The organism is Exiguobacterium sp. s192 (assembly GCF_018618795.1).
GTDB classification, from domain to species: Bacteria; Bacillota; Bacilli; order Exiguobacteriales; family Exiguobacteriaceae; genus Exiguobacterium_A; species Exiguobacterium_A undae.
Genome location: NZ_JACSMS010000017.1, coordinates 18818 through 42028 on the forward strand (window position 1 = coordinate 18818; position 23211 = coordinate 42028).

Annotated in this window: 21 protein-coding genes, 2 tRNA genes and 1 rRNA gene; all 24 read left to right on the plus strand. The window is 49.5% G+C overall.

The features are described from left to right. Positions 1-14: 14 nt before the first annotated feature. The gene (mfd, locus tag KNP87_RS16285; RefSeq protein WP_214722306.1) at positions 15-3530 is read left to right on the plus strand and encodes a transcription-repair coupling factor; all 3516 of its coding nucleotides are present in this window, start codon (positions 15-17) and stop codon (positions 3528-3530) included. Between the two features lie 8 nt (positions 3531-3538). Continuing rightward, entirely contained in the window at positions 3539-5077 is a 1539-nt protein-coding gene (locus tag KNP87_RS16290) for a putative polysaccharide biosynthesis protein (RefSeq protein WP_251135663.1), read from the plus strand. Further along, positions 5074-6504 (plus strand): bifunctional methyltransferase/pyrophosphohydrolase YabN, encoded by a 1431-nt coding sequence (yabN, locus tag KNP87_RS16295; protein ID WP_214722308.1) that lies wholly within the window; start codon positions 5074-5076, stop codon positions 6502-6504. The genes KNP87_RS16290 and yabN overlap by 4 nt, the downstream gene beginning before the upstream one ends. Beyond that, a complete protein-coding gene (locus KNP87_RS16300) occupies positions 6501-6773 on the plus strand; it encodes an RNA-binding S4 domain-containing protein (RefSeq protein WP_028105324.1) in 273 nt (90 codons plus the stop codon). The genes yabN and KNP87_RS16300 overlap by 4 nt, the downstream gene beginning before the upstream one ends. Positions 6774-6838: 65 nt before the next feature. Continuing rightward, entirely contained in the window at positions 6839-7219 is a 381-nt protein-coding gene (locus KNP87_RS16305; protein ID WP_026831545.1) for an FtsB family cell division protein, read from the plus strand. An 82-nt stretch (positions 7220-7301) separates the two neighbouring features. Continuing rightward, the gene (locus KNP87_RS16310) at positions 7302-7832 is read left to right on the plus strand and encodes a S1 domain-containing RNA-binding protein (RefSeq protein WP_012368962.1); all 531 of its coding nucleotides are present in this window, start codon (positions 7302-7304) and stop codon (positions 7830-7832) included. A 153-nt stretch (positions 7833-7985) separates the two neighbouring features. Beyond that, a tRNA-Met gene (locus KNP87_RS16315) sits at positions 7986-8062 on the plus strand. A gap of 9 nt (positions 8063-8071) precedes the next feature. Next, positions 8072-8143: transfer RNA gene (locus tag KNP87_RS16320), tRNA-Glu, on the plus strand. Positions 8144-8221: 78 nt separating this feature from the next. Next, the gene (tilS, locus tag KNP87_RS16325) at positions 8222-9466 is read left to right on the plus strand and encodes a tRNA lysidine(34) synthetase TilS (RefSeq protein WP_119924090.1); all 1245 of its coding nucleotides are present in this window, start codon (positions 8222-8224) and stop codon (positions 9464-9466) included. Between the two features lie 33 nt (positions 9467-9499). Further along, entirely contained in the window at positions 9500-10045 is a 546-nt protein-coding gene (hpt, locus tag KNP87_RS16330) for a hypoxanthine phosphoribosyltransferase (protein ID WP_012368964.1), read from the plus strand. A 120-nt stretch (positions 10046-10165) separates the two neighbouring features. Beyond that, positions 10166-12172, plus strand: a complete 2007-nt coding sequence (ftsH, locus tag KNP87_RS16335) for an ATP-dependent zinc metalloprotease FtsH (RefSeq protein ID WP_026831543.1) — start codon at positions 10166-10168, stop codon at positions 12170-12172. A 209-nt stretch (positions 12173-12381) separates the two neighbouring features. Continuing rightward, positions 12382-13143 (plus strand): type III pantothenate kinase, encoded by a 762-nt coding sequence (locus KNP87_RS16340; RefSeq protein WP_026831542.1) that lies wholly within the window; start codon positions 12382-12384, stop codon positions 13141-13143. Positions 13144-13153: 10 nt separating this feature from the next. Further along, the gene (hslO, locus tag KNP87_RS16345; RefSeq protein ID WP_214722309.1) at positions 13154-14080 is read left to right on the plus strand and encodes an Hsp33 family molecular chaperone HslO; all 927 of its coding nucleotides are present in this window, start codon (positions 13154-13156) and stop codon (positions 14078-14080) included. Positions 14081-14092: 12 nt separating this feature from the next. Further along, positions 14093-14404, plus strand: coding sequence for a SurA N-terminal domain-containing protein (locus tag KNP87_RS16350; RefSeq protein ID WP_035387542.1), 312 nt, complete (start codon positions 14093-14095; stop codon positions 14402-14404). A gap of 79 nt (positions 14405-14483) precedes the next feature. Then, complete coding sequence (gene cysK, locus KNP87_RS16355) at positions 14484-15431, plus strand: cysteine synthase A (protein ID WP_026831539.1); 948 nt, start codon at positions 14484-14486, stop codon at positions 15429-15431. Between the two features lie 148 nt (positions 15432-15579). Beyond that, positions 15580-16968 carry an anthranilate synthase component I family protein gene (locus tag KNP87_RS16360; protein WP_214722310.1) on the plus strand — a complete coding sequence of 463 codons (1389 nt, stop codon included), beginning with the start codon at positions 15580-15582 and terminating at the stop codon, positions 16966-16968. Next, positions 16965-17546 (plus strand): anthranilate synthase component II, encoded by a 582-nt coding sequence (locus KNP87_RS16365; RefSeq protein ID WP_214722311.1) that lies wholly within the window; start codon positions 16965-16967, stop codon positions 17544-17546. The genes KNP87_RS16360 and KNP87_RS16365 overlap by 4 nt, the downstream gene beginning before the upstream one ends. Then, positions 17530-18369, plus strand: a complete 840-nt coding sequence (locus KNP87_RS16370) for an aminotransferase class IV (protein WP_214722312.1) — start codon at positions 17530-17532, stop codon at positions 18367-18369. Before KNP87_RS16365 ends, KNP87_RS16370 begins: the two co-directional genes overlap by 17 nt. Then, on the plus strand, positions 18366-19157 hold the full coding sequence (gene folP, locus KNP87_RS16375; protein ID WP_214722313.1) for a dihydropteroate synthase: 792 nt from the start codon (positions 18366-18368) through the stop codon (positions 19155-19157). The genes KNP87_RS16370 and folP overlap by 4 nt, the downstream gene beginning before the upstream one ends. A 2-nt stretch (positions 19158-19159) precedes the next feature. After that, positions 19160-19531: a dihydroneopterin aldolase gene (gene folB, locus KNP87_RS16380; RefSeq protein ID WP_028105317.1), complete on the plus strand. Its 372-nt coding sequence runs from the start codon at positions 19160-19162 to the stop codon at positions 19529-19531. Continuing rightward, entirely contained in the window at positions 19528-20067 is a 540-nt protein-coding gene (gene folK, locus KNP87_RS16385) for a 2-amino-4-hydroxy-6-hydroxymethyldihydropteridine diphosphokinase (protein ID WP_214722314.1), read from the plus strand. Before folB ends, folK begins: the two co-directional genes overlap by 4 nt. Next, positions 20054-21049, plus strand: a complete 996-nt coding sequence (gene dusB / locus KNP87_RS16390) for a tRNA dihydrouridine synthase DusB (protein ID WP_026831533.1) — start codon at positions 20054-20056, stop codon at positions 21047-21049. The genes folK and dusB overlap by 14 nt, the downstream gene beginning before the upstream one ends. 167 nt (positions 21050-21216) lie before the next feature. Further along, a complete protein-coding gene (gene lysS / locus KNP87_RS16395; protein ID WP_214722316.1) occupies positions 21217-22698 on the plus strand; it encodes a lysine--tRNA ligase in 1482 nt (493 codons plus the stop codon). A gap of 414 nt (positions 22699-23112) precedes the next feature. After that, a 16S ribosomal RNA gene (locus KNP87_RS16400) occupies positions 23113-23211 on the plus strand; the annotation flags it as partial.

A 23211-nucleotide genomic window follows, 5' to 3' on the forward strand; every position in this document is an offset into this window, starting at 1 on the left:
CTAGGAGGGAAAGTATGAAACAACTACAAAATCTGTTACTCGGTATTCCGGAGATTAAAACCGTCCGGGAACGGTTCCGTGACGGCGTTAATGCCCAACTGATCACAGGACTGATGAACAGCGGGAAAGCGTTGTTCGTCGCGGGTATTTATCAGGAAACAAAAAAACGGTTCGTCATCGTGACGCACAATATGTTCCAAGCCCAAAAATTGTACGATGATCTGATTGAATTGGTTCCGGAACAAGACGTGATGTTGTATCCGGTCGACGAGACACTCGCGGCCGAACTGTCTTACGGCGCGAGCCCGGAACTCCGGGCGACACGTATCGAGACGAGGCACCGTCTCCTGACGACGGATGACGGAATACTGATCATTCCGCTCGTCGGTCTAAGACGGTACGTCCCGTCAGCGTCCGATTTTTTAGGGCATACGAAACGGATTAAGCCCGGCGACATCTTGTCGATTCCGGATTTTATTCAAGAATTGGTTGATGCCGGATACGAACGGACCGCTACGGTCACGACGCCGGGTGAATTTGCGGTGCGCGGAAGCATCATTGATTTGTATCCGTTGACGGTGGAACGTCCGTACCGGTTGGACTTGTTTGATGAAGAAGTGGATTCGATTTATACGTTCGACGCGGAAACACAACGTTCGCTTGGTGTCATCGCGGAAGCGTTAGTACCGCCTGCCGCCGAACATTTTGCGACCGGTGAAGGGTTGCGGACCGCCGGGGAACAGTTGCGCCGGTTGTATGACGTGACAAAGGAACGGGTCCAAAGTACGGAAGTCTTGGCGGCGCTCGAAGAAGGCATCGCCTACGATGTCGAAGTGCTTGAAAGCGGCGAGCGACCAAAACAGCTTGCGAAATATGCACCAATGCTTTATCAAACGACGTTACTCGACGACATTAAAGATGCCGTCTTGATCGTCGATGAAATTGCCCGAATCGAGGAAGCAGCGGAAGTCCAGGATACGGAAGAAGCGGAATGGATGGCTTCCTTGATCGAACGGGGACAGAGTGTCAGTGAGTACACGTTAGCCGTTCCGATGATGAAGGTGTTTCAGCAACGGCAACTGCTGTATCTGTCCTTGCTCCCGACACGCCGGAGCGGTGTTCCGGAGAGTGCTGCCATTCATTTCAGCATCAAACCGATTGCCCCATTCCATGGTCAAATGGAGCGTCTGAAGCAAGAGGTCGATCGGTACGGTCGCGCGGATATGTGGATGGTCTTTTTAGCGAGTAACCGCGAACGGGCCGAACGGATGCGGCAGACATTATCCGATTATGGGGTCGAAGCCTCGTTGCATACGACGGAAGACGATATTCGCCGCGGGCATCCATCAATTCTGATCGGCGGCATCCACGGCGGATTCGAGATGACGAACGCACGCCTCGTCGTCATCACAGAAGAAGAAGTCTTTAAACAACCGGCACGGCGACGCAAACAAACGACCAAACTGACGAATGCCGAACGGATCAAAAGTTATCAGGAATTGAAAACCGGTGACTATGTCGTCCACATTCATCACGGGATTGGACGGTACCACGGGATTAAGACGATTGATGTCGCGGGGAACCATCAAGATTACCTGCATCTGATCTATGCCGGAGAGGACTCGTTGTACGTCCCGGTCGACCAGATTGATTTGATCCAAAAATATGTCGGGGCTGAAGGCAAAGAACCGAAAATCTACAAGCTGGGCGGAATGGAATGGAAAAAGGTCAAAGCCAAAGTCCAGAAATCCGTCGAAGACATCGCGGATGAGCTGATCAAATTGTATGCGGCACGCGAAGCAGCGGTCGGATTTGCTTTTCCGGAAGATGATGACAGCACGCAGGCATTCGAAGCCTCATTCCCATACGAAGAGACGGTCGACCAGTTGCGGTCGATCGAAGAAATCAAAAAAGACATGGAACGTTCCCGTCCGATGGACCGCCTGTTGTGCGGCGATGTCGGTTACGGAAAAACAGAAGTCGCGATTCGAGCGGCCTTCAAAGCCGTCATGGCCGGCAAACAAGTCGCCTTGCTTGTCCCGACTACCGTCCTTGCGCAACAGCATTACGAAACGATGCTCGAACGGTTCAGCGACTGGCCGATCAACGTGTCCGTCATGAGCCGTTTCCGCTCGGCGGCAGAGCTAAAAGCGACGAAAAAAGGATTGAAGGAAGGAACGGTTGATGTCGTCGTCGGCACACACCGTGTCTTATCCAAAGATGTTCAGTTTGCCGATATCGGCTTGCTGATCATCGATGAAGAGCAACGGTTCGGAGTGAAACATAAAGAACGACTGAAACAGCTGAAAACGAATGTCGATGTCCTGACCTTAACGGCGACACCGATTCCACGGACGCTGCATATGTCGATGATCGGTATTCGGGATTTGTCGGTGCTTGAGACACCACCGGAAAACCGTTATCCGGTTCAAACGTATGTGATGGAATATGACGGAATCGTCATGCGGGAAGCGTTGGAGCGTGAACTTGGTCGCGGCGGACAAGCCTTTTTCCTCTACAACCGGGTCGAAGGGATCGAACGCAAAGCAGAGGAAATCCGGGCACTCGTTCCGGAAGCACGTGTCGTGACGGCTCATGGCCGCATGACGGAAAGTGAACTCGAAAGTCAGCTCATTACCTTCTTTGAAGGGGACGCCGACGTCTTGGTCAGTACGACGATCATCGAGACCGGCATCGATATTCCGAACGTCAATACGTTGATTGTCAACGATGCGGATCAAATGGGGCTCTCCCAGTTGTATCAACTGCGGGGACGTGTCGGTCGGTCAAGCCGGGTCGCCTATTCCTACTTCACATACCGTCCGCAAAAACGGTTGACCGAGGTTGCGGAAAGCCGTCTGCAGGCGATCAAAGAGTTTACGGAACTCGGCAGTGGTTTTAAAATCGCGATGCGCGACTTATCGATTCGCGGGGCAGGGAACTTGCTCGGATCGCAACAATCAGGCTTCATCGATTCCGTCGGATTTGATTTGTATTCGCAAATGCTGTCGGAAGCGGTCGAAGAACGCAAAGAGCGGATGAAAGGAAAACGGAGAGTCCAAAAATTCGTACCGGACTTTACGTTCAGCCTGGATGCCTACATCCCAAGCCATTATATGGCCGACTCCGAATTGAAAATTGAATTCTATAAACGATTGAAGTATGTGGACACACCGGAAAGTCTCGAGTCGCTCGAGTCCGAGATGTTGGAACGGTTCGGGGAATTCCCGGTCGAAGTCGCCCGGTTGATTCAGTTGACACGGATGCGGATTTTTGCAGAGCGGGCACGGATCGAACGCGTCAAACAGACGGATCCGAAAATCGAAATCGTCCTTTCGGCACAAACGACTCAGTCGCTTGATGTCGCTGACTTCGTCAAATGGACGGTTCCGATCGGGCGTGGTCTCGGGATGGGACAAGAGGACGGGAAATTGGTGTTGACACTGAATCGCGGCAAACAAACGTTGCAGCAGACGACGGAGCAAGCGGAACGGTTGCTCGCTGAGATTGATCGCCGGATCCTGCAATGAGTAAACGAATGACCATTGCTCAGGGCGCAGCACTCCTGGCGATTTCGAGTTACGTCTCCAAACTGTTGAGCTTTTTCTATCGCATCCCGTATCAAAATATGGCGGGAGACGTCGGTCTGTATGTCTATCAGACCGTCTATCCGTTATTTGCGATTGCAGCAGCACTTGGTATTTATGCGTTGCCGGTCGTTGTCGCGAAGTTGACGTTACATCATCCGGAAGAGAAACGGGAAGTGTTATGGGCAATCTTTTTCGTCTTGTCCGGCATGTCGTTAATCCTCGGGACGCTCGGTTGGTGGATTGCTCCTGAAGTGGCCCGGTTATTTGGGGACGCACAACTGGTAGAACCGCTCCGGGCAGTTACGTTTACGTTTTACCTGTTGCCGGTCATCGCCGTCTTACGGGGGATGTTTCAGGCGGATCTTGAAATGCGGCCGACGGCGTTTTCACAAATCACGGAAAATGCTGTTCGTGTCTGCCTGCTGTTACTTGTGACCTACTACGGTGTCCAAGTCGGGGCGAATCCGTATCAGATCGGAGCATCGGCCCATATGACGGCACTCGGCGGCAGCGTTGCGTCGCTCATCTTATTGTTACGGTTCGCGAAAGGGCGGATTGGTCGCCCAGTCGTATCGAAACAGCATATCCGTCGTGTCGGACGGGTCCTGTTGACGAGCGGGATGGCGGTCAGCATTGCCTCGCTCGCATTGTTATTGATGCAGTTGATTGATGGCTTGACCTTTGTGAATCTGTTAGGCGATTCCATCGAAACAAAAATTGAAAAAGGGATATTCGACCGAGGTTATCCGTTGCTGCAGTTTGCGATTTTGTTTGCGACGTCAATTAGTCTCGCGAGTGTACCGACATTACTGTTAGAATATCGGAAGCGCAATGACACCGCGACGAAACATCATTTGGAGACATTGTTGCGTTCCGGTCTGCTGATTGCGGCCGCAGCGACGGTCGGACTCGTCGGTGTGATGCGACCGTTAAATATCGCACTCTATCAGGATGACAATGGGACGATGGCGCTCAGTTGGCTTGCGGCAACCGGATTCACGGCGTCCTTGTCGATGATCATTGTCTCCTGTCTCCAATCGGTGGATGCGGAAAAGTACGCCTTTGCAGGTGTCATCGTTGGTCTATCGGTTAAATTTGGGCTGAACATCTGGTTGATTCCGGCATATGGCATGACCGGTGCCGGGATGGCGACGTTCGGTGGATTTGCTGTCATGGCGGCAGCACAATTGATCTTATTGAACCGGAAGTTTGGTCGCGTGACGGCTGGTCGGGCGTTTTACATCAAGTTGATCAAAGCAGTCCTCCCGATGGCGATTTTCTTATATGTGATCGAACAACTCTTTCAGTTGTCCGGCTGGGAAAGTCGGATCGGAGCGACGATTGAGGTTGGATTGTTGGTCCTAGGTGGAGCCGTCGTCTTTTGTATCTTCGCGTTACGGATCGGTGTTTTGACCGAACGCGAGTGGGCGCTGTTGCCTTTTGGAGAGAAACTATATCGTATTCATCAACGTAGGGGGATTATATGACACATCAAATCACGGTCGTCGGCTTAGGCGTCGGCGAACTGGAACAATTACCGTTTGGCATCTACAAGTTACTCAAGGAAACGACATTACCCGTTTATTTGCGGACAGCGGATCATCCTGTCGTTTCAGAACTGATGGCAGAGGGAATGGAATTTACATCGTTTGATTTTATTTATGAGAAACACGACCGCTTTGAGTCGGTCTACAGTGAAATCGTCGCCACCCTGCTTGAACAGGCCCGGACGGAACCTGTCATTTACGCTGTCCCCGGTCATCCGTTGGTCGCGGAAAGTACGGTTCAGCAACTGTTGAACCAATCGGACAACATCAAGATCGTCGGAGGACAAAGTTTTCTGGATCCAATGTTTGCCGCAGTGGGCGTCGATCCGATCGAAGGTTTTCAATTGCTGGATGCGACGGCGTTCGACATCGATGAAGCCCAAATCCGGCAACATCTGTTGATCGGACAAGTCTACGATCAGTTGGTCGCGGGTGATCTGAAAGTCATGCTGATGGAACGTTATCCCGATGAACATGACGTGACACTCGTCACGGCGGCCGGCACCAGCCGCGAACATGTCGTGACCGTCCCGTTGTACGAGTTGGATCATGTGACGACGCTCAGCAACTTGACGACGGTGTATGTACCACCCGTCACGGATCAAACGATTTTAAATCGAGATTTTACGACGCTGAAACAAATCATCGCCAGATTGCGTGGTGAAGGCGGCTGTCCGTGGGATCAAGAACAGACACACGAGTCGCTGAAAAAACATTTAATTGAAGAATCGTACGAATTACTGGAAGCAATCGACCTTCAGGACGATAACTTAATGATTGAAGAATTAGGCGACGTCTTGCTGCAAGTCATGCTTCATGCCCAAATCGGTTTGGATGAAGGCTATTTTGATGTGCGGGATGTCATCGGCAGTATCAGCGAGAAGATGATCCGCCGGCATCCTCACGTCTTTGGAGATGTGAAAGTCGACTCGGCAACCGACGTCGTCAATAACTGGCAGGACATCAAAGCACAGGAAAAACCGGAACGAACCTCTCTCTTGGATGGTGTCACGAAGGGAGCTCCTGCCTTGATGCGGGCAGAACAGATTCAAAAGAAAGTCGCGAAGGTCGGCTTTGAATGGGAAACCGTCGCCGGGGCACTTGATAAAGTCCGGGAAGAGATTCAAGAACTGCAAGAGGCACCGGCGGAAGAGCAGTTAGGGGAATTTGGAGATATCCTGTTTTCGTTAGCGCTCGTCGGAAAATATATGGAGTTGTCGGCAGAAGATGCGTTACAGCAGACCAATGACAAATTCATTCGCCGCTTTACCCGAATGGAACAATTGGCAGACCGTCCGTTAACGGAGTTATCGTTAGCGGAACAAGATGCCTTGTGGAATCAATCAAAGCAGGAGGAACAGTCATGAGACTTGATAAATTTTTAAAAGTATCCCGTCTGATCAAACGCCGGACACTCGCGAAAGAGGTCGCGGACCAAGGTCGGATTACGATTAACGGACTTGTCGCCAAAGCGAGCAGCAACGTGGCGGTCGGAGACGAGATGACAATCCGGTTCGGAAACAAGATCGTCACCGTCCAAATCGACGGCATTAAGGAACACGCCAAAAAAGAAGATGCGTCGGAGATGTATCAAATCATTCGTGAAGAAAAAGTGAATTCCGAAGAATCGATGTAATTTGGTTGAAAAAGGAAGTATACTAGAGAGTGTCAGAGATGACCACTCGGATAAGGAGGGATGATATGCCAGCACCGTTGGAATCAGGGCGCGATACGCCGCCCAAGATCAAACCGCTTAATGACCGGAAAAAACAGTTGAGTCAAAATGCAATCGAAAACCGTTTACGTCTGAAGAGGCGCTTCTTAGTCTGTATGTCGATCTTTCTTATTGTCCTGTCCCTGATGGGGTGGTCATATATCGAAAAGAAACAACTGATCGCTGAACAGAAGCAGTCGTTTCAGGTTGCGCATCAAGAACAGGCAAAGGCGGAAAAAGAGTCCGCTCGTCTGAAAGAAGAAATTGAACGGTTGAATGATAAGAAGTATGTTGCGAACTTAGCGAGAAGTGAACTGCTGTACTCGAAAAAAGGCGAAACGATTTTCTATTTTTCACCGGAAGATTAAACGAAGCTTGCCGATTGATTGAAAAAATGTAGAATCACTCGTATAATAAGAAAGAATCAACTAAAAAGGAGCAATACAATTTATGTCGATTGAAGTAGGCAGCAAAGTACAAGGGAAAGTTACAGGCATCACCAATTTCGGCGCGTTCGTAGAATTACCGACGGGTAAGACAGGTCTTGTTCACATCAGTGAAGTAGCAGATTCTTACGTCAAAGATATCAATGATGTCTTGACAGTCGGACAAGAAATCACGGTTAAAGTGTTGAGTGTAGAGAACGACGGAAAAATCGGTCTTTCAATTAAGAAAGCCGTCGATCGCCCAGAAGGTGAACGTCCACGTCCTCCAGCTCGTCAATTTGATCGCGGACCACGTCCTGCAGGTCAAGACCGCGGACCACGTTCGTTTGATAACAAAGGACCACGTGGTGGAAGCGGCGGCGGTGGAAACCGTGGTGGCTTTAACAAAGGTGGCCGTGGCGCACCGGCTCCACGCAAAGAGCAAACGTTCGATACGTTGATGACTAGTTTCCTTAAAGACAGTGAAGATCGTCTTGCGACATTGAAACGTCAAACGGATTCAAAACGTGGCGGACGCGGTGCTAAACGTCAATAACTTGCTGACCTGTTCTTTATAAGAATAGAGGTGGAATGACGCTGTTCATTCCATCTTTTATTTTTTTAGAATTATTTTTAGAAAAAGCGTTGACAATCATTTGACTCCCAAGTATTATAGAAAATGTGCTTAGGACACAAACATTCAAAATATGGCGGTGTAGCTCAGCTGGCTAGAGCGTACGGTTCATACCCGTGAGGTCGTGGGTTCGACTCCCTCCGCCGCTACCATATTTTTTTGGCCCGTTGGTCAAGCGGTTAAGACACCGCCCTTTCACGGCGGTAACACGGGTTCGATTCCCGTACGGGTCATTCTGTAAAAAAGCTATCTCTATTTCATATAGAGATAGCTTTTTTCGTTTAGATTAATGCAAAAGGGAGGATGAAGACGTGACAGTAGAAGTAAAACTTCCAAGCGTACCCTTGCTTGTTGCCGTATCCGGCGGCTGTGACTCGATGGTGTTAGCCCATCTGTTGTATGAAGCAGGTCACGATATCATCATCGTTCATGTGCACCATGGACTTCGTGCCGAATCCGATGCAGAAGCACAATCGATTCAAGCCTGGTCGCAGGCACGCCAACTCGATTTTCGGATGACGCGTCTTGAATGGACAGACGAGACGGCGACTCAAGAGAAATGCCGCAGCAGACGGTATGCTTTTTTTCAAGAGGTGATGCGGGAGACTGGACGCGATCAGCTGGTCCTCGCCCATCACCGGGACGATCAACTGGAGACGTTATTGATTCAATTGCTCCGCGGGGAAGCGCATATCGACGGGATTCCAGTAGTCCGACCGTTTGCACACGGGCAGATCCACCGTCCGTTATTGACGTATACGAAGCAGCAGCTGTATGACTATGCGGCGGAACATCAAGTCGCGTGGCACGAAGATGCGACGAATGCGGAAACGAAGTACCTTCGCAATCAGATTCGGCATCAAGTAATGCCCGTGCTCGCTGCCTTACGTCCCGGTTATGAAGCCGCGACCGTTCGCGCTGCGATGCTGCGACATGAACAAAAACAAGAACATCTTGCCTATGTCGCGGCGCTCGTCAAAGACTGGACGACGGAACAGGGACTTCCGCTGAAGAACGTTCTTCAACTCCCTTCCGACTTCAGACGCCTGGTCCTGCGTGTGCTCGTGCCGGACGCAGAACTCACACCGAACGATTACAATCGATTTTTGACACTGCTACGAGTAGATATGCCGTCCGGTGAAGTGTATTATGGAAACTGGAGGATACAGCGTACATATGGCTACTTGACATGTGTTCCCTGTCCTGTGAGACACTCTGTACCTGAACCGTTTGAAGTGGGGGAGCGTTTGGGTACCTATTATTATGGTGAACAAATGGTTAGGTTTTCCCGTGCGACCACCGGCATTCCGTTTTCGGCCATCAGATTCCCGTTGACGGTTCGACCACCGTTACCCGGGGATCGGATTCAACTGGCGGTCGGCACTAAAAAAGTCAGCCGAATTTTGATGGACGCTAAAGTTCCACGGACACTTCGAACACAAATCCCGGTCGTCGTGGATGCAACAGGGCAAGTTCTGGCAGTCATCGGACATCGAATTGCAATATTCGGGTCATTTGAACTCCTCGCAGAATCAGGTTTAATGATAGAATGGTAATGTAGTGTTTAAAATGGAGGAGGAATACCTAGCATGACCTTAATGAATGATATGGAAAAAGTACTGATTTCGGAAGAAGAGATCCAACATAAAGTCGGTGAACTCGCGGGTGAACTGACAGCGGATTATGGAGATCGTTTCCCACTGCTTGTCTGTGTATTAAAAGGCGCAATGCCGTTCATGTCTGATCTCGTCAAAAAGATGGACATGCATCTTGAAATGGACTTCATGGATGTGTCGACTTACCACGGTGGGACGACATCGACAGGGGAAGTCAAGATCGAGAAGGATTTAAACACATCAGTAGAAGGACGTGACATCCTGATTGTCGAAGATATCATCGACAGCGGATTAACATTAGGGTATCTCGTGGACCTCTTCAAATACCGGAAAGCAAAGTCGGTTAAAATCGTGACGTTGCTGGATAAGCCGAGTGGTCGTAAAAACGATTTACACGCCGACTACAGCGGTTTCGTCATTCCACATGAGTTCGTTGTCGGTTACGGTCTTGACTATGAAGAAAAGTATCGGAACCTTCCTTATGTTGGAGTATTGAAGCCAGCAGTCTACGGCGGCTAATTATTTTTAATCTTGACTGTCACATGATAAGATGAAACCAATTACAAAGCGCGCTTTGCCGCGTTAGGATTCGTATCGATTGAGTAAGTTTAATCAGTTGGTGCGGAGAGGAGGCCTACGATGAACCGAGCAGTGAAGAATACCCTCGTGTTTGGGGTCATTTTTCTAGCTTTGATCTTGTTTCTGCAATACTTGCAGAGTCCAGTGAACAAAAGCAAAGAAATCAATTACACACAGTTTGTCGAGTCTGTTGAAAAAGGTGATGTGAAGACGGCGACGTTCCAGTATGAGGGACAGACGTATAACGTCACGGGTGAATTACGTGAAAAGGATACGACATATGAAACCGTCGTACCGGCTGTTGATACGGAACTGACGGATTTGTACACGCAATTGCGTAGCCAAAACGTCAAGATGGACTTCAAAGCAGCAGAAACAAATGGCGGTTGGATCGCGTTACTGACGACGATCGTGCCATTCATCATCATCTTCATCCTGTTCTTCTTCTTGATTAATCAAGCACAAGGCGGTGGCGGCGGTGGCCGTGTCATGAACTTCGGGAAATCGAAGGCGCGCCTGTATGATACAGAAAAGAAAAAGATTACGTTTGACGATGTCGCGGGAGCGGATGAGGAGAAACAAGAACTCGTTGAGGTTGTTGAATTCTTGAAAGATCCACGTAAGTTTGCCCGTCTCGGTGCCCGTATTCCTAAAGGTGTCCTCCTTGTAGGTCCTCCAGGTACAGGTAAAACATTGCTTGCCCGTGCAGCAGCTGGTGAAGCCGGCGTACCGTTCTTCTCGATTTCAGGTTCTGACTTCGTTGAGATGTTTGTCGGTGTCGGTGCATCACGTGTACGTGACTTGTTTGAAAATGCGAAGAAAAACGCCCCATGTATCATCTTCATCGATGAGATCGATGCGGTTGGTCGTCAACGTGGAGCTGGTCTTGGCGGCGGACATGATGAGCGCGAACAAACATTGAACCAACTTCTCGTCGAGATGGATGGATTCAGTGAAAACGAAGGTATCATCATGATCGCAGCAACGAACCGTGCGGATATCTTGGACCCGGCTTTACTCCGTCCAGGTCGTTTTGACCGTCAAATCACGGTTGAGCGTCCAGATGTCGTCGGACGTGAAGCGGTCTTGAAAGTACACGCACGCAATAAACCACTTGATACAACGGTTGATTTAAAAGCCATCGCACAACGCACACCAGGTTTCTCTGGTGCGGATCTTGAAAACCTGTTGAACGAAGCAGCACTTATTGCCGCGCGTACCGACCGTGACAAGATCTCAATCGTCGATCTCGAAGAAGCGATCGACCGTGTCATCGCTGGACCAGCGAAGAAGAGTCGGATCATTTCACCAAAAGAGAAAAAGATTGTTGCATGGCATGAAGCTGGTCATACGATCATCGGTGTCACACTCGATGATGCGGATGAAGTGCATAAAGTAACGATCGTTCCTCGCGGGAATGCAGGCGGTTACGTCATCATGCTTCCAAAAGAAGACCGCTACTTCATGACAAAACCGGAACTTGAAGATAAGATCACTGGATTACTTGGTGGTCGTGTCGCGGAAGATATCGTCTTTGGTGAAGTTTCGACTGGAGCGAGTAATGACTTCCAACGTGCCACAGGATTAGCACGGAAAATGGTCATGGAGTTCGGGATGAGTGAAAAACTCGGACCACTTCAGTTTGGTTCCGGTCAAGGCGGAAACGTCTTCTTAGGACGTGACTTCCAAAACGAACAGAACTACTCTGATGCGATTGCCCATGAAATCGATAAAGAAATTCAAGCGATCATCAACAAGTGTTACCAAAAAGCGAAAACGATCTTAACAGAAAAACGCGATCAGCTTGATTTGATTGCGACGACGTTACTTGACGTGGAAACACTTGATCAGAAACAAATTCACCATCTCTTAGAGACAGGCGAATATAAAAAGCATCAACCTGAAGTGATTGCAGAACCAAAAGCGGATGAGAAAACGCCGGAATCGACGACACCTGTCATCGATCAACCGACAGAATCTCCGACACAACGCGGCTCTGTCATCGACGAAGGGGAAAATGTCGATACGGAAAAACCAGATCAACCACGCCGGGATGATCAAATCTAATCACTCATGAAACACCGTTCGGATGAATCGGTGGACGGAGTGAAAGATCAATGGATTTCGTTTGACGAAGAGGTCAGTATTCCGAATGGGATGCTGACCTCTTTTTTTGTAGGCAGGTTGCAAGGCGCACTTCGGTAGGTGAAGCCCCGGCTGCATGGTATAATCACAACGTATGCAACAGTTATCGTCAGAGAAAAGTGGGGAAGCAGATGATTTTAGTAATTGATGTGGGAAATACGAATATCGTACTTGGCGTCTATGATGAACAGACACTTGTCCAGCATTGGCGCATTGCAACGGATCGTACACGGACAACGGACGAGTACGGCATGTTGGTCAAAGCCCTGTTTCGGGATGCAGACTTAAACGTGGAAGACATTGAGGGAATCGTGTTATCATCTGTCGTACCCCCTGTCGTGTTTCCACTCGAGAACATGTGCGTCCGTTATTTCAACCGACGTCCATTCGTGATCGGACCGGGAATCAAGACGGGACTCGATTTAAAAGTCGATAATCCAAGAGAAGTCGGGGCAGACCGGATCGTCAATGCCGTCGCTGCGACGGCAAAATATGATGGTCCTTTAATCATCGTTGATTTTGGAACAGCAACGACATATTGTTATATCGATTCACAAAAACGCTACTACGGTGGAATCATTTCACCGGGTGTCATGGTGTCGACAGAAGCCTTGTATAACAAAGCGGCGAAATTACCACGAATCGAGATTGCCAAACCGCAGTCGACGATTGGTCGAAATACGGTACATGCGATGCAGTCCGGTACGTATTTCGGATACGTCGCGCAAGTCGATGGACTGGTCCATCGGATGAAAGAAGAAATGGGAGAAGCGACTGTCATTGCGACAGGTGGACTCGCCCGATTAATCAGTGAGGAATCCGCGACGATTAAAATCGTTGATCCATTTTTGACGCTGGACGGGTTGCGGATTATCTACGAACGAAATAAGTGAGGGAAAAATAATGAAACGTGAAGAATTATTAGCACAATTAAAAGATGATTATTTAGTCAGAGCCTTAGGGTTTAACGGCGAAGTCCGCGCGTTTGCGATTCGTTCGACGAAAACCGTTTATGAAGCACAACTCCGTCATCAGACGACACCGGTCGTCACGGCAGCACTCGGTCGGACGTTGACGATTGGCGCAATGATGGGAACGATGCAAAAAGGGGATACCCGTGTGACGCTGAAAGTCGAAGGGGATGGTCCAATCGGAAAAATCATCGTCGATGCGGATGCGAAAGGACAAGTCCGGGGATATGTCAGTCACCCGCGTGTCGAGATGGACACATACGTCAACAGTGACGGTCTGACAAAACTGAAAGTCGGCGATGCAGTCGGCCGCGGAAACATTTCCGTCATCAAGGATCTAGGTCTGCGTGACTTCGTCGGTGGACAATCACCGATTCAAACAGGTGAAATCAGTGAAGACTTTACGTATTACTTCGCGGTTTCCGAGCAAAGTCCATCTGTCGTCGGAGCAGGCGTTCTCGTCTATCCGGAAGATGAGTCGGTCATCGCAGCAGGCGGATTGATCGTTCAACTGATGCCGGGTGCGTCGGAAGAAACGATTGCGGCACTGGAACAACGAGTCGCGGCCTTAAAACCGATCTCGATTCTGGTCGGTGAAGAAAAAACACCGGAAGAGATGTTAAGTCTTGTCTTAGGAGAATCGTTCGAACTGCTCGATACGATTCCGGTGTCATTTAACTGTACGTGCGAACGTGAAAAGTTAGCGACAGCGATTGTTGCTCTCGGACCGGATGAGATTCAAGCGATGATTGATGAAGATGGTGGAGCGGAAGCGGTCTGTCATTTCTGTTCGGAACATTACCAATATGATGTCGAAGAATTACAATCACTTCGCGAAAAATCACTCGAAAGAGCATAAGAGGGTCTGAAAATGGGAACTGTAAACTCTAAGTACTTGTGGATGTTGATTTTCATTTTATTACTGACAAACTTTTTGACGGGTGCTTACGCGTTCATGGGAGAATTGCCGAAAGTAGATTCTCCGAAGGTCGTTCAAGATAGCATCGGCGGACCACTCGAAGATGTCGTCGCCAAAGTCGGAGATCAGGAAATCACGCGGGCGGATGTGTATCAAGTCATGCGAAACGAGCATGAACAAGAAACGATTGACCGTCTGATTGCGGAAGCAGTCGAAAAACAGTCGGAAAATGGATCAAAGCCGACTGTAGAACGCTTTGATTGACAATTTTCATCCAGTCCGTGGATAATTGATCTATCGGATTACTTGGAATTAAAGTTTTTCATTATGAGGAGGAATGGTCATGCGCATTGCGAATTCAGTATTGGATTTAGTCGGCCGCACGCCGATCGTTAAATTGAATCATTTGACAGGACCGGAAGATGCGGACGTGTACTTGAAATTGGAATATATGAATCCGGGTTCAAGCGTCAAAGACCGAATCGCCTTAGCGATGATCGAATCGGCTGAGTCAGCGGGACATCTCAAAGCAGGAGATACCATCATCGAACCGACGAGTGGAAACACGGGCATCGGACTCGCAATGGTGGCTGCTGCAAAAGGCTACCGTTCGATTCTCGTCATGCCGGAAACGATGAGCATGGAACGTCGAACTCTTCTTCGTGCGTACGGTGCGGAGTTGATTTTAACACCCGGTCCAGAAGGAATGAAGGGTGCGATTGCTCGGGCGACGGCAGAAGCGGACGAACACGGTTATTTCATGCCGCAACAGTTCAACAATGAAGCGAACCCGGTCGTTCATGAAAAAACGACGGGACCGGAAATCGTCGAAGCGTTTGAAGGATTATCCCTCGATGCCTTCATCGCGGGAATCGGAACGGGCGGTACAATCACCGGCGCTGGAAAAGTCTTGCGTGAGGCGTTCCCTGGAATCGAAATCATCGCGGTTGAACCAACGGATTCACCTGTTCTGTCGGGTGGAAAACCCGGTCCACACAAGTTGCAAGGCATCGGTGCCGGATTCGTTCCATCGATTCTCGACACACAGATTTATGATGGTGTCGAGCAAGTGACAACGGAAGAAGCGTTTGATCATGCACGTCGCGCGGCCAAGTCGAACGGAGTCCTCGGCGGAATCTCTTCCGGTGCAGCGATTGCAGCTGCTTTGAAGACGGCGAAGCGTTTAGGAAAAGGCAAAAACGTTCTGGCGATCATTCCGTCAAACGGAGAACGCTACCTCAGTACACCGTTGTATCAGGTGGAAGAAGAAGCGGACAGCTCAAAACTATAATCTTAGCAGACTCAGAGGTTCATTCCGCTTGTTCGGAATGGACCTCTTTTTCCTTGTCGGAAAGAATGGGACTTGCGTTTGAGTCGTCCGTCTGACTGATTTTTTGCGTATAATGAAAACAGGATAGCTCGGAAGTGGAGGAACAAGCGTGCGACAGACAGTATACGAAGCATTTACATGGACGAAGGAACAATTTTATAACCGGTACGTCGAATTGACGGCAAACCGGACCGGACACGTCTGGCTCGAAAGCGGACGAATCGGGGCTTATACGATGGCGGGGGTCCGACCGGTGGGACACATTCGGACAAAAAATGGTCTTACGACAGTGGCGATGTCCGGGGAAGAAACAGAGACAACAGATACTCCATTCACAATCTTGGAGGACATTCGTTCACGTTACGCCTCGGCTCGACCGGCGGGAATGCCACCGTTTTTTGGAGGACTGGCGGGATACGTCAGTTATGATGCTGTCCGTTATTTAGAACGCCTGCCGCAGCAGGCGGCGGACGATTTGGAGACAGCTGATCTTTCGCTCTATTGGTACGATGAGGTGGCCGTCTTTGATCATGAAAAAAATCAATTATTTGTTGCCGTCACCCGTGAGACAGAAGCGGAAGCCCGTCTGGCATTAGTCGAAGAAGTCGCCTCGTGGCGGCAAATGAGTCCGGCACCGGTGTTTCAGGTTCCGGACGTCAAGCGTCCTCAGCGGGACCGCTCCTTTAAACGGCGTGATTTCGTTCACGCCGCTGATCGGATCAAACGGTATATCGAAGCGGGCGATGTCTTTCAAGTGAATCTCGCTGTCCGCCAGCAAGAGCCGCTCCAGACGACACCGGCACATATTTATGACGTGTTGCGAACTGTCAACCCGTCTCCCTACATGGGCTATTTTGCAGATCAGGAACTGGTTCTCGTGTCGGCGTCACCTGAGTTGCTCGTGGAAAAAATCGATTCAGCCTTAGCGACCCGTCCGATTGCAGGAACCCGTCCGCGCGGCAAAAATGAGGAAGAGGATTTTGCTTTAGCGAAAACCTTGCTCGATAACGAAAAAGAACGGGCGGAACACGTGATGCTCGTCGATCTCGAACGAAATGATTTAGGACGGGTCAGCCGCTATGGTTCGGTTCATGTTGATGAGTTGATGGTCATCGAAAAGTATTCACACGTTCAACATATCGTCTCGAACGTCCGGGGGGAGATTGCGGAAGGTGAGACCGGAAGCAGTGTTCTTGCCGCCATGTTCCCGGGAGGCACGATTACCGGTGCGCCTAAAATCCGGACGATGGAAATCATCGAAGAGCTTGAACCGGTCCGCCGGGGGATTTATACCGGCTCACTCGGTTTTATCAGCTGGGCGGATGATGCGATTTTCAACATCTTGATTCGGACGCTTGTCGCAAAAGACGGGATGGCGTATATTCAGGCGGGAGCCGGAATCGTGACGGATTCCGATTCGGAAAGCGAATATGAAGAATCACTCAGTAAGGCGAAGGCGCTTTGGGTCGCCAAAGAATTAGCGGAGGGAACGACATGATTGTACTGATCGATAATTATGATTCATTTACGTATAACTTAGTACAGTACTTTGGAGAGCTTGGACAAGAGGTCCGTGTTTTTCGAAACGATGCGATTACGCTTGAGGAAATTGAAGCACTGGCACCGGATCATTTGGTCATTTCCCCGGGACCGTGTACTCCGAACGAAGCTGGAATCAGTTTAGAAGCCATCCGTTACTTTGCCGGTCGTCTGCCGATCCTCGGTGTCTGTCTTGGACATCAGGCAATCGGTCAAGTGTTTGGTGGAAAGGTCGTCCGGGCAAAGACATTGATGCACGGAAAAGTGTCCTTGCTTACCCATGACGGTTCCGGTATGTTTGCCGGAATTGAACAGGAGACGCCGGTGACGCGTTATCATTCACTTGTCGTCGAACGGGAAAGTTTCCCGGACGCCTTGACGATGACGGCAGAAGCAGATGGGGAAATCATGGCCCTTCGTCATAAGGAGTTGCCGATCGTCGGTGTACAGTTCCACCCGGAAGCAATTTTGACACGTGACGGGAAACAGATGTTAAAAAACTTTTTGGAGTTGACACACTATGTATCTTTGGCATGATGGACAGATAAAACAAGAAGAAGACGTACGCATCTCGCCGCTCGATCATGGATATCTATACGGGATGGGGGTCTTCGAGACATTCCGGACGTATGCGGGTCATCCGTTTCTCTTTGATGATCACATCGAGCGTCTGCAGATGAGTTGTGCGGCAATCGGCATCAAATTGCCTTACGGACGTGATGATTTATTGGCGGCCGTTGAAGAATTGTGTCGTGTGCACGGAACGGGAGATCTCTACTTTCGTTTAAACGTCTCCGCCGGTGCCCGTGAAATCGGTCTTTCGATTGAACCGTATGAGCAGCCGACTGTTCTGTTGTATGCGAAATCGATCGGTTCCAGACAGATGGCGGAACGGGCGCTTGAAACCGTTCGTTTGCCCCGGAGTACACCGGAAACGAGTTATCGGTTGAAATCACATCACTACATGAACAATCTGGTCGCCAAACGTCAGTTGTTTAATCAGGAGGCAGAAGGTCTCTTCTTAACAAAAGACGGTTTCATCTGTGAAGGTATCACGTCCAATATCTTTTGGCGTTATGGAGAACGATGGTATACGCCACCACTTGAGACAGGTGTCCTCAATGGCATCACCCGTCAATTCCTGATGGAAGAGTTGCCTGTCGAGGAACGGCTGGCGTTATTGCCGCAATTGACGGAAGCGGATGAAATCCTTTATACAAACTCGGTTCAAGAAGCGGTCGCAGTCTCTTCCTTGGATGGGCGGACGTTCCCGGGTCTTAAAGGACACGGGTATCAAGCAGTTCGGAGATTGTTTGATGACGCCGTCCAATCGAAGTGGTCGAGGAGGGAAAAAGGATGACGAAAATCATGGGGATTCTTAACGTGACACCGGATTCTTTTTCCGATGGCGGGAACTATGTGGATATCGAACAGGCAGTCCGGCATGCGAAACAACTCGTCGCGGACGGAGCGGACGCGATTGATGTCGGTGGTGAATCGACGAGACCTGGCGCTTCATTTGTCTCGGCTGAAGACGAAATCGACCGTGTTGTCCCGGTCATTCGGCGTCTGAAACGTGAACTGGATATATTGGTGTCGATTGATACGTATAAACCGGAAGTCGCCGAAGCCGCTGTTCGTGCCGGAGCAGACATCATCAACGATGTCTGGGGATCGAAATGGGGGGACGGCTCGATGGTCGACGTGGCAGCCCGGCATGACGTCCCGATCATTTTAATGCACAACCGCTCAGAACCTCATGGACCGGATATGCTGGCTGAAGTACGGGCCGATTTGGAAGATTCGATTCGATTGGCGAAACAGGCCGGAGTGTCAGAAAACCACATCTGGTTGGATCCCGGCATCGGGTTCATGAAGACACATCAAGAAAACTTATTTTTAATGCGGCATCTGTCGATTACGACGGACTTTGGTTATCCTGTCCTGCTCGGGACATCCCGGAAGTCGATGATTGGTCTGACGCTTGGCTTGCCGGCTGATCAGCGTGTCGAAGGGACGATTGCGACAGTCTGTTACGGCATTCAACAAGGATGTGAATGGATGCGGGTGCATGATGTGCAGGCGGTCAAACGGGCAGCCGTCATGATGGATACGATGTTGGCTGCAGAATTACCGGGAGGAGAATGAAGATGGATCGGATACAGGTGACCGGTATGCGTTTTTACGGATACCATGGTGTGTTTGCAGAAGAAACGAAGTTGGGTCAACGCTTTAACGTTGATCTGACGATTGGTCTTGATTTATCAAGTGCCGGTAAGACAGATGATTTACGTGAAAGCGTCAACTATGCGGAGTTATACGAAGTCACGAAACAGGTTGTCGAAGGGAAGCCGCTGCAACTCGTCGAAGCGCTCGCAGACCGAATTGCAGAACAGGTGCTGTTGCTCGATCCCCGGATTCTTGAGACGACGATCAAGGTCATTAAACCGGATCCGCCGATTGCGGGACATTATGAACATGTTGCCGTTGAAATCCACCGGAAACGGGGCGATTATGCATGAATCGTGCCTACGTCGCACTGGGATCGAACATCGGCGATAAAGCAGCTCACCTGCAAGCGGCCATCCGGTTGATCCGTGCCTTGCCAACGACGAAAGCAGTGCGTGCTTCGTCAATCTATGAGACGGCACCCGTCGGCTATGTGGATCAAGATCTTTTTTACAATATGGTCGTCGAACTGGATACGACCTTATCCGCCGAGCACCTATTGACGGAATTACAACAGATTGAACACCAGGAAGGGCGGAAGCGGTTATTCAAAAATGGACCGCGGACACTCGATCTCGACATCATTTTGTATAATGACGAGATGATTCAGTCGGAAGGGTTGACGGTACCGCATCCACGGATGAACAATCGGGCATTCGTCTTGGCCCCATTACGTGAATTAAATGCTTCCTATTTCGTGCCGGGTTGGGAACGAACTGTCGACGAGTTGTATGTCGACTTGCCGGAAGCGGAGCGGGCGGATGTAAAACGAATTGAAGGCAAGCCGCATTCAGAGCAGAGAAGGGAAGAGCGTGATGACAGGTTTTAAAATTGGTGATGTTGAACTGAATAACCGTGTCATTTTAGCACCGATGGCGGGTGTCTGTAATCCTGCGTTTCGTTTGATTGCAAAAGAATTCGGGACAGGTCTCGTCTGTGCAGAAATGGTCAGTGACAAGGGGATTCTTTACGAAAATGAACGGACGATGCAGATGTTGTACGTTGATGACCGAGAAAAACCACTCAGTCTGCAGATTTACGGCGGTTCGAAGGAAACATTGGTCCAGGCAGCACAGTATGTCGATGCCAATACGAATGCCGATATCATTGACATCAATATGGGCTGTCCCGTTCCGAAAGTGACAAAGTGTGATGCCGGAGCGAAATGGTTGCTTGATCCGGATAAAGTGTACGAGATGGTCCATGCCGTATCGCAAGCAGTCGAGAAACCCGTGACGGTCAAGATGCGGACCGGTTGGGACAGCCATCATATTTATTGCGTCGACAATGTCCGGGCGGCAGAAGCCGGTGGAGCGAAGGCTGTCGCCATCCACGGACGGACCCGTTCACAAAAGTATGAAGGGGTTGCCGACTGGAACATCATCGGCGAAGCGAAGCGGGCAGTCAACATTCCGATTATCGGTAACGGCGATGTCCAGACGCCGCAAGACGCCCAACGGATGATTGATGAGATCGGAGTAGACGGTGTCATGATCGGTCGGGCTGCACTTGGGAATCCGTGGATGCTGTATCAGACGATCCAGTATCTTGAATCCGGAACGTTACCGGCGGAGCCGACACCACGTGAGAAGATTGATATTTGCCTGTTGCATGCCGCGCGTCTCGTCGCACTAAAAGGGGAAAAACTTGCCGTGCGGGAAATGCGCACCCATGTTGCGTGGTACCTCAAAGGATTAAGCGGAAACGGACAAGTCCGTAAAGCGTTATTCGATATCGATACTCATGCGGGTCTGCAAGAGTTGTTGCGCCAGTATGTCGAAACATTGGAATCAACCGCAGTACATGCGTGACACGTAAAGTATGGTCGGGATTGCCCGTTTTATGGTACGCTAATGCCATTGAAGATGAGCGAATCGGTTTTTCTAAGAGCTGTCGGTCATGCCGGCAGCTTTTTCATCGAAGCGGATGAAAACCATCGTGAACCATTATAAAAGGAGTGAAGACAGTGAGTCAGGACATGGAAATGAATGATCAAATGCAGGTGCGTCTTGGTAAGATGAACGCCATGCGTGAACAAGGACTTGATCCGTTTGGTGCACGTTTCGAACGTTCAACGGATACAGCGAGTATTCGTGCTGCTTACGGCGAACATGAAAAAGAAGAATTGGCAGAACTGAAGCCGGACGTTTCCATCGCGGGTCGTGTCATGACGACACGCCGTAAAGGGAAAGTCGGTTTTACGAACGTCCAGGATGTAAACGGTCAGATCCAATTGTATGTGCGTAAGGACGACGTTGGGGAAGAAGCATATGAGATTTATAAAACGTGTGACTTAGGGGACATCGTCGGAATCAGCGGTTACGTCTTCAAAACGAATGTTGGCGAACTCTCGGTTCACGTCACATCGTTTACGTTGTTGACCAAAGCATTACGTCCGCTTCCGGATAAATACCACGGATTAAAAGATGTCGAACAACGGTACCGTCAACGTTACCTGGATTTGATTACGAACAACGAATCACGTGAGACGTTTATTGCACGCAGTAAAGTCATTCGCGGTATTCGTCAGTACCTCGACAGCCTCGGATACCTGGAAGTCGAAACACCAATGTTGCATACGATCGCGGGTGGTGCTTCGGCGCGTCCGTTCATTACGCATCACAATGCACTCGATATGACACTTTACATGCGAATTGCCATCGAATTGCACCTCAAACGGTTAATCGTCGGTGGACTTGAAAAGGTGTATGAAATCGGTCGCGTTTTCCGAAATGAAGGAATCTCGACACGTCATAACCCTGAATTTACGATGATCGAACTGTATGAAGCTTACGCGGATTACAACGACATCATGAATTTGACGGAAAACCTGATTGCTCATGTGGCACAAGAAGTACTCGGTACGACACAAGTCACGTACGGCGAAGATGTCATCGACTTGTCTGTCGGCTGGAAACGTGCGCATATGGCGGATCTTGTCAAAGAAGCGACAGGTGTTGATTTCTTTGAAGAGATTTCGAAAGAGCGTGCCCATGAACTCGCACACGAACATGGTGTCGAAGTCCAAGCGCATATGACGACGGGACATATCCTCAATGAATTCTTTGAACAGAAAATTGAAGAGTCACTCGTTCAGCCGACATTCGTTTACGGACATCCGGTTGAGATTTCGCCACTTGCGAAGAAAAATCCGGAAGATCCTCGTTTTACGGATCGATTTGAATTGTTCATCGTCCGCCGTGAGCATGCGAATGCCTTTACGGAGTTAAATGATCCGATCGATCAACGGGAACGTTTCGAAGCCCAGCTGGTTGAAAAAGAAGCAGGGAATGATGAAGCCCATGAAATGGACAATGACTTCATCGAAGCACTCGAGTACGGCATGCCGCCAACTGGAGGACTCGGAATCGGAATTGACCGCCTCGTCATGTTATTGACGAATTCTACGTCGATTCGCGATGTACTGTTGTTCCCAACGATGCGTCATCAACAAAACTAATTTGGAACGGTCATTCCCTCGTCTTTCTTCATATAGAAGGAAGCGGGGGGATTTTTACTTTGATTCATCTAATAAAAACCTTTAATTAATCAGGTGTTTATTAGAATAATCCTTATGAAAACCGGGAATAAGATCATTTTAAATGTTTTTCTAATAAAACACTTGTATAAACAAAAACTCCATGGTATATTACTTCTTGTGCCACAAATGGTTGTGACACACCGAAAAAAATATCAAAAAAAGTTATTGACAATCGTGTCAGTGACTTGGTAAGATATTAAAGTCGCTGAAAACGACACGACGAACTTTGAAAACTGAACGATGAGGCAAAAACGTATCTTCGGATACAAACAATGAATGAAGCGCAAGCTTCGTCAACGTGACTTCGGTCACAACAACGAGCAAGTCAAACACTTTATGGAGAGTTTGATCCTGGCTCAGGACGAACGCTGGCGGCGTGCCTAATACATGCAAGTCGAGCGCAGGAAGCTCACGGAACTCTTCGGAGGGAAG

Coding starts and splice junctions, on each gene's coding strand:
- hslO (WP_214722309.1), top strand. CDS start 13,154: ATGAAACGTGAAGAATTATTAGCACAATTAAAAGATGATTATTTAGTC.
- mfd (WP_214722306.1), top strand. CDS start 15: ATGAAACAACTACAAAATCTGTTACTCGGTATTCCGGAGATTAAAACC.
- KNP87_RS16310 (WP_012368962.1), top strand. CDS start 7,302: ATGTCGATTGAAGTAGGCAGCAAAGTACAAGGGAAAGTTACAGGCATC.
- KNP87_RS16300 (WP_028105324.1), top strand. CDS start 6,501: ATGAGACTTGATAAATTTTTAAAAGTATCCCGTCTGATCAAACGCCGG.
- ftsH (WP_026831543.1), top strand. CDS start 10,166: ATGAACCGAGCAGTGAAGAATACCCTCGTGTTTGGGGTCATTTTTCTA.
- folK (WP_214722314.1), top strand. CDS start 19,528: ATGAATCGTGCCTACGTCGCACTGGGATCGAACATCGGCGATAAAGCA.
- yabN (WP_214722308.1), top strand. CDS start 5,074: ATGACACATCAAATCACGGTCGTCGGCTTAGGCGTCGGCGAACTGGAA.
- KNP87_RS16290 (WP_251135663.1), top strand. CDS start 3,539: ATGACCATTGCTCAGGGCGCAGCACTCCTGGCGATTTCGAGTTACGTC.
- cysK (WP_026831539.1), top strand. CDS start 14,484: ATGCGCATTGCGAATTCAGTATTGGATTTAGTCGGCCGCACGCCGATC.
- KNP87_RS16305 (WP_026831545.1), top strand. CDS start 6,839: ATGCCAGCACCGTTGGAATCAGGGCGCGATACGCCGCCCAAGATCAAA.
- KNP87_RS16340 (WP_026831542.1), top strand. CDS start 12,382: ATGATTTTAGTAATTGATGTGGGAAATACGAATATCGTACTTGGCGTC.
- folP (WP_214722313.1), top strand. CDS start 18,366: ATGACGAAAATCATGGGGATTCTTAACGTGACACCGGATTCTTTTTCC.
- lysS (WP_214722316.1), top strand. CDS start 21,217: ATGGAAATGAATGATCAAATGCAGGTGCGTCTTGGTAAGATGAACGCC.
- folB (WP_028105317.1), top strand. CDS start 19,160: ATGGATCGGATACAGGTGACCGGTATGCGTTTTTACGGATACCATGGT.
- hpt (WP_012368964.1), top strand. CDS start 9,500: ATGACCTTAATGAATGATATGGAAAAAGTACTGATTTCGGAAGAAGAG.
- KNP87_RS16350 (WP_035387542.1), top strand. CDS start 14,093: ATGGGAACTGTAAACTCTAAGTACTTGTGGATGTTGATTTTCATTTTA.
- KNP87_RS16365 (WP_214722311.1), top strand. CDS start 16,965: ATGATTGTACTGATCGATAATTATGATTCATTTACGTATAACTTAGTA.
- KNP87_RS16370 (WP_214722312.1), top strand. CDS start 17,530: ATGTATCTTTGGCATGATGGACAGATAAAACAAGAAGAAGACGTACGC.
- dusB (WP_026831533.1), top strand. CDS start 20,054: ATGACAGGTTTTAAAATTGGTGATGTTGAACTGAATAACCGTGTCATT.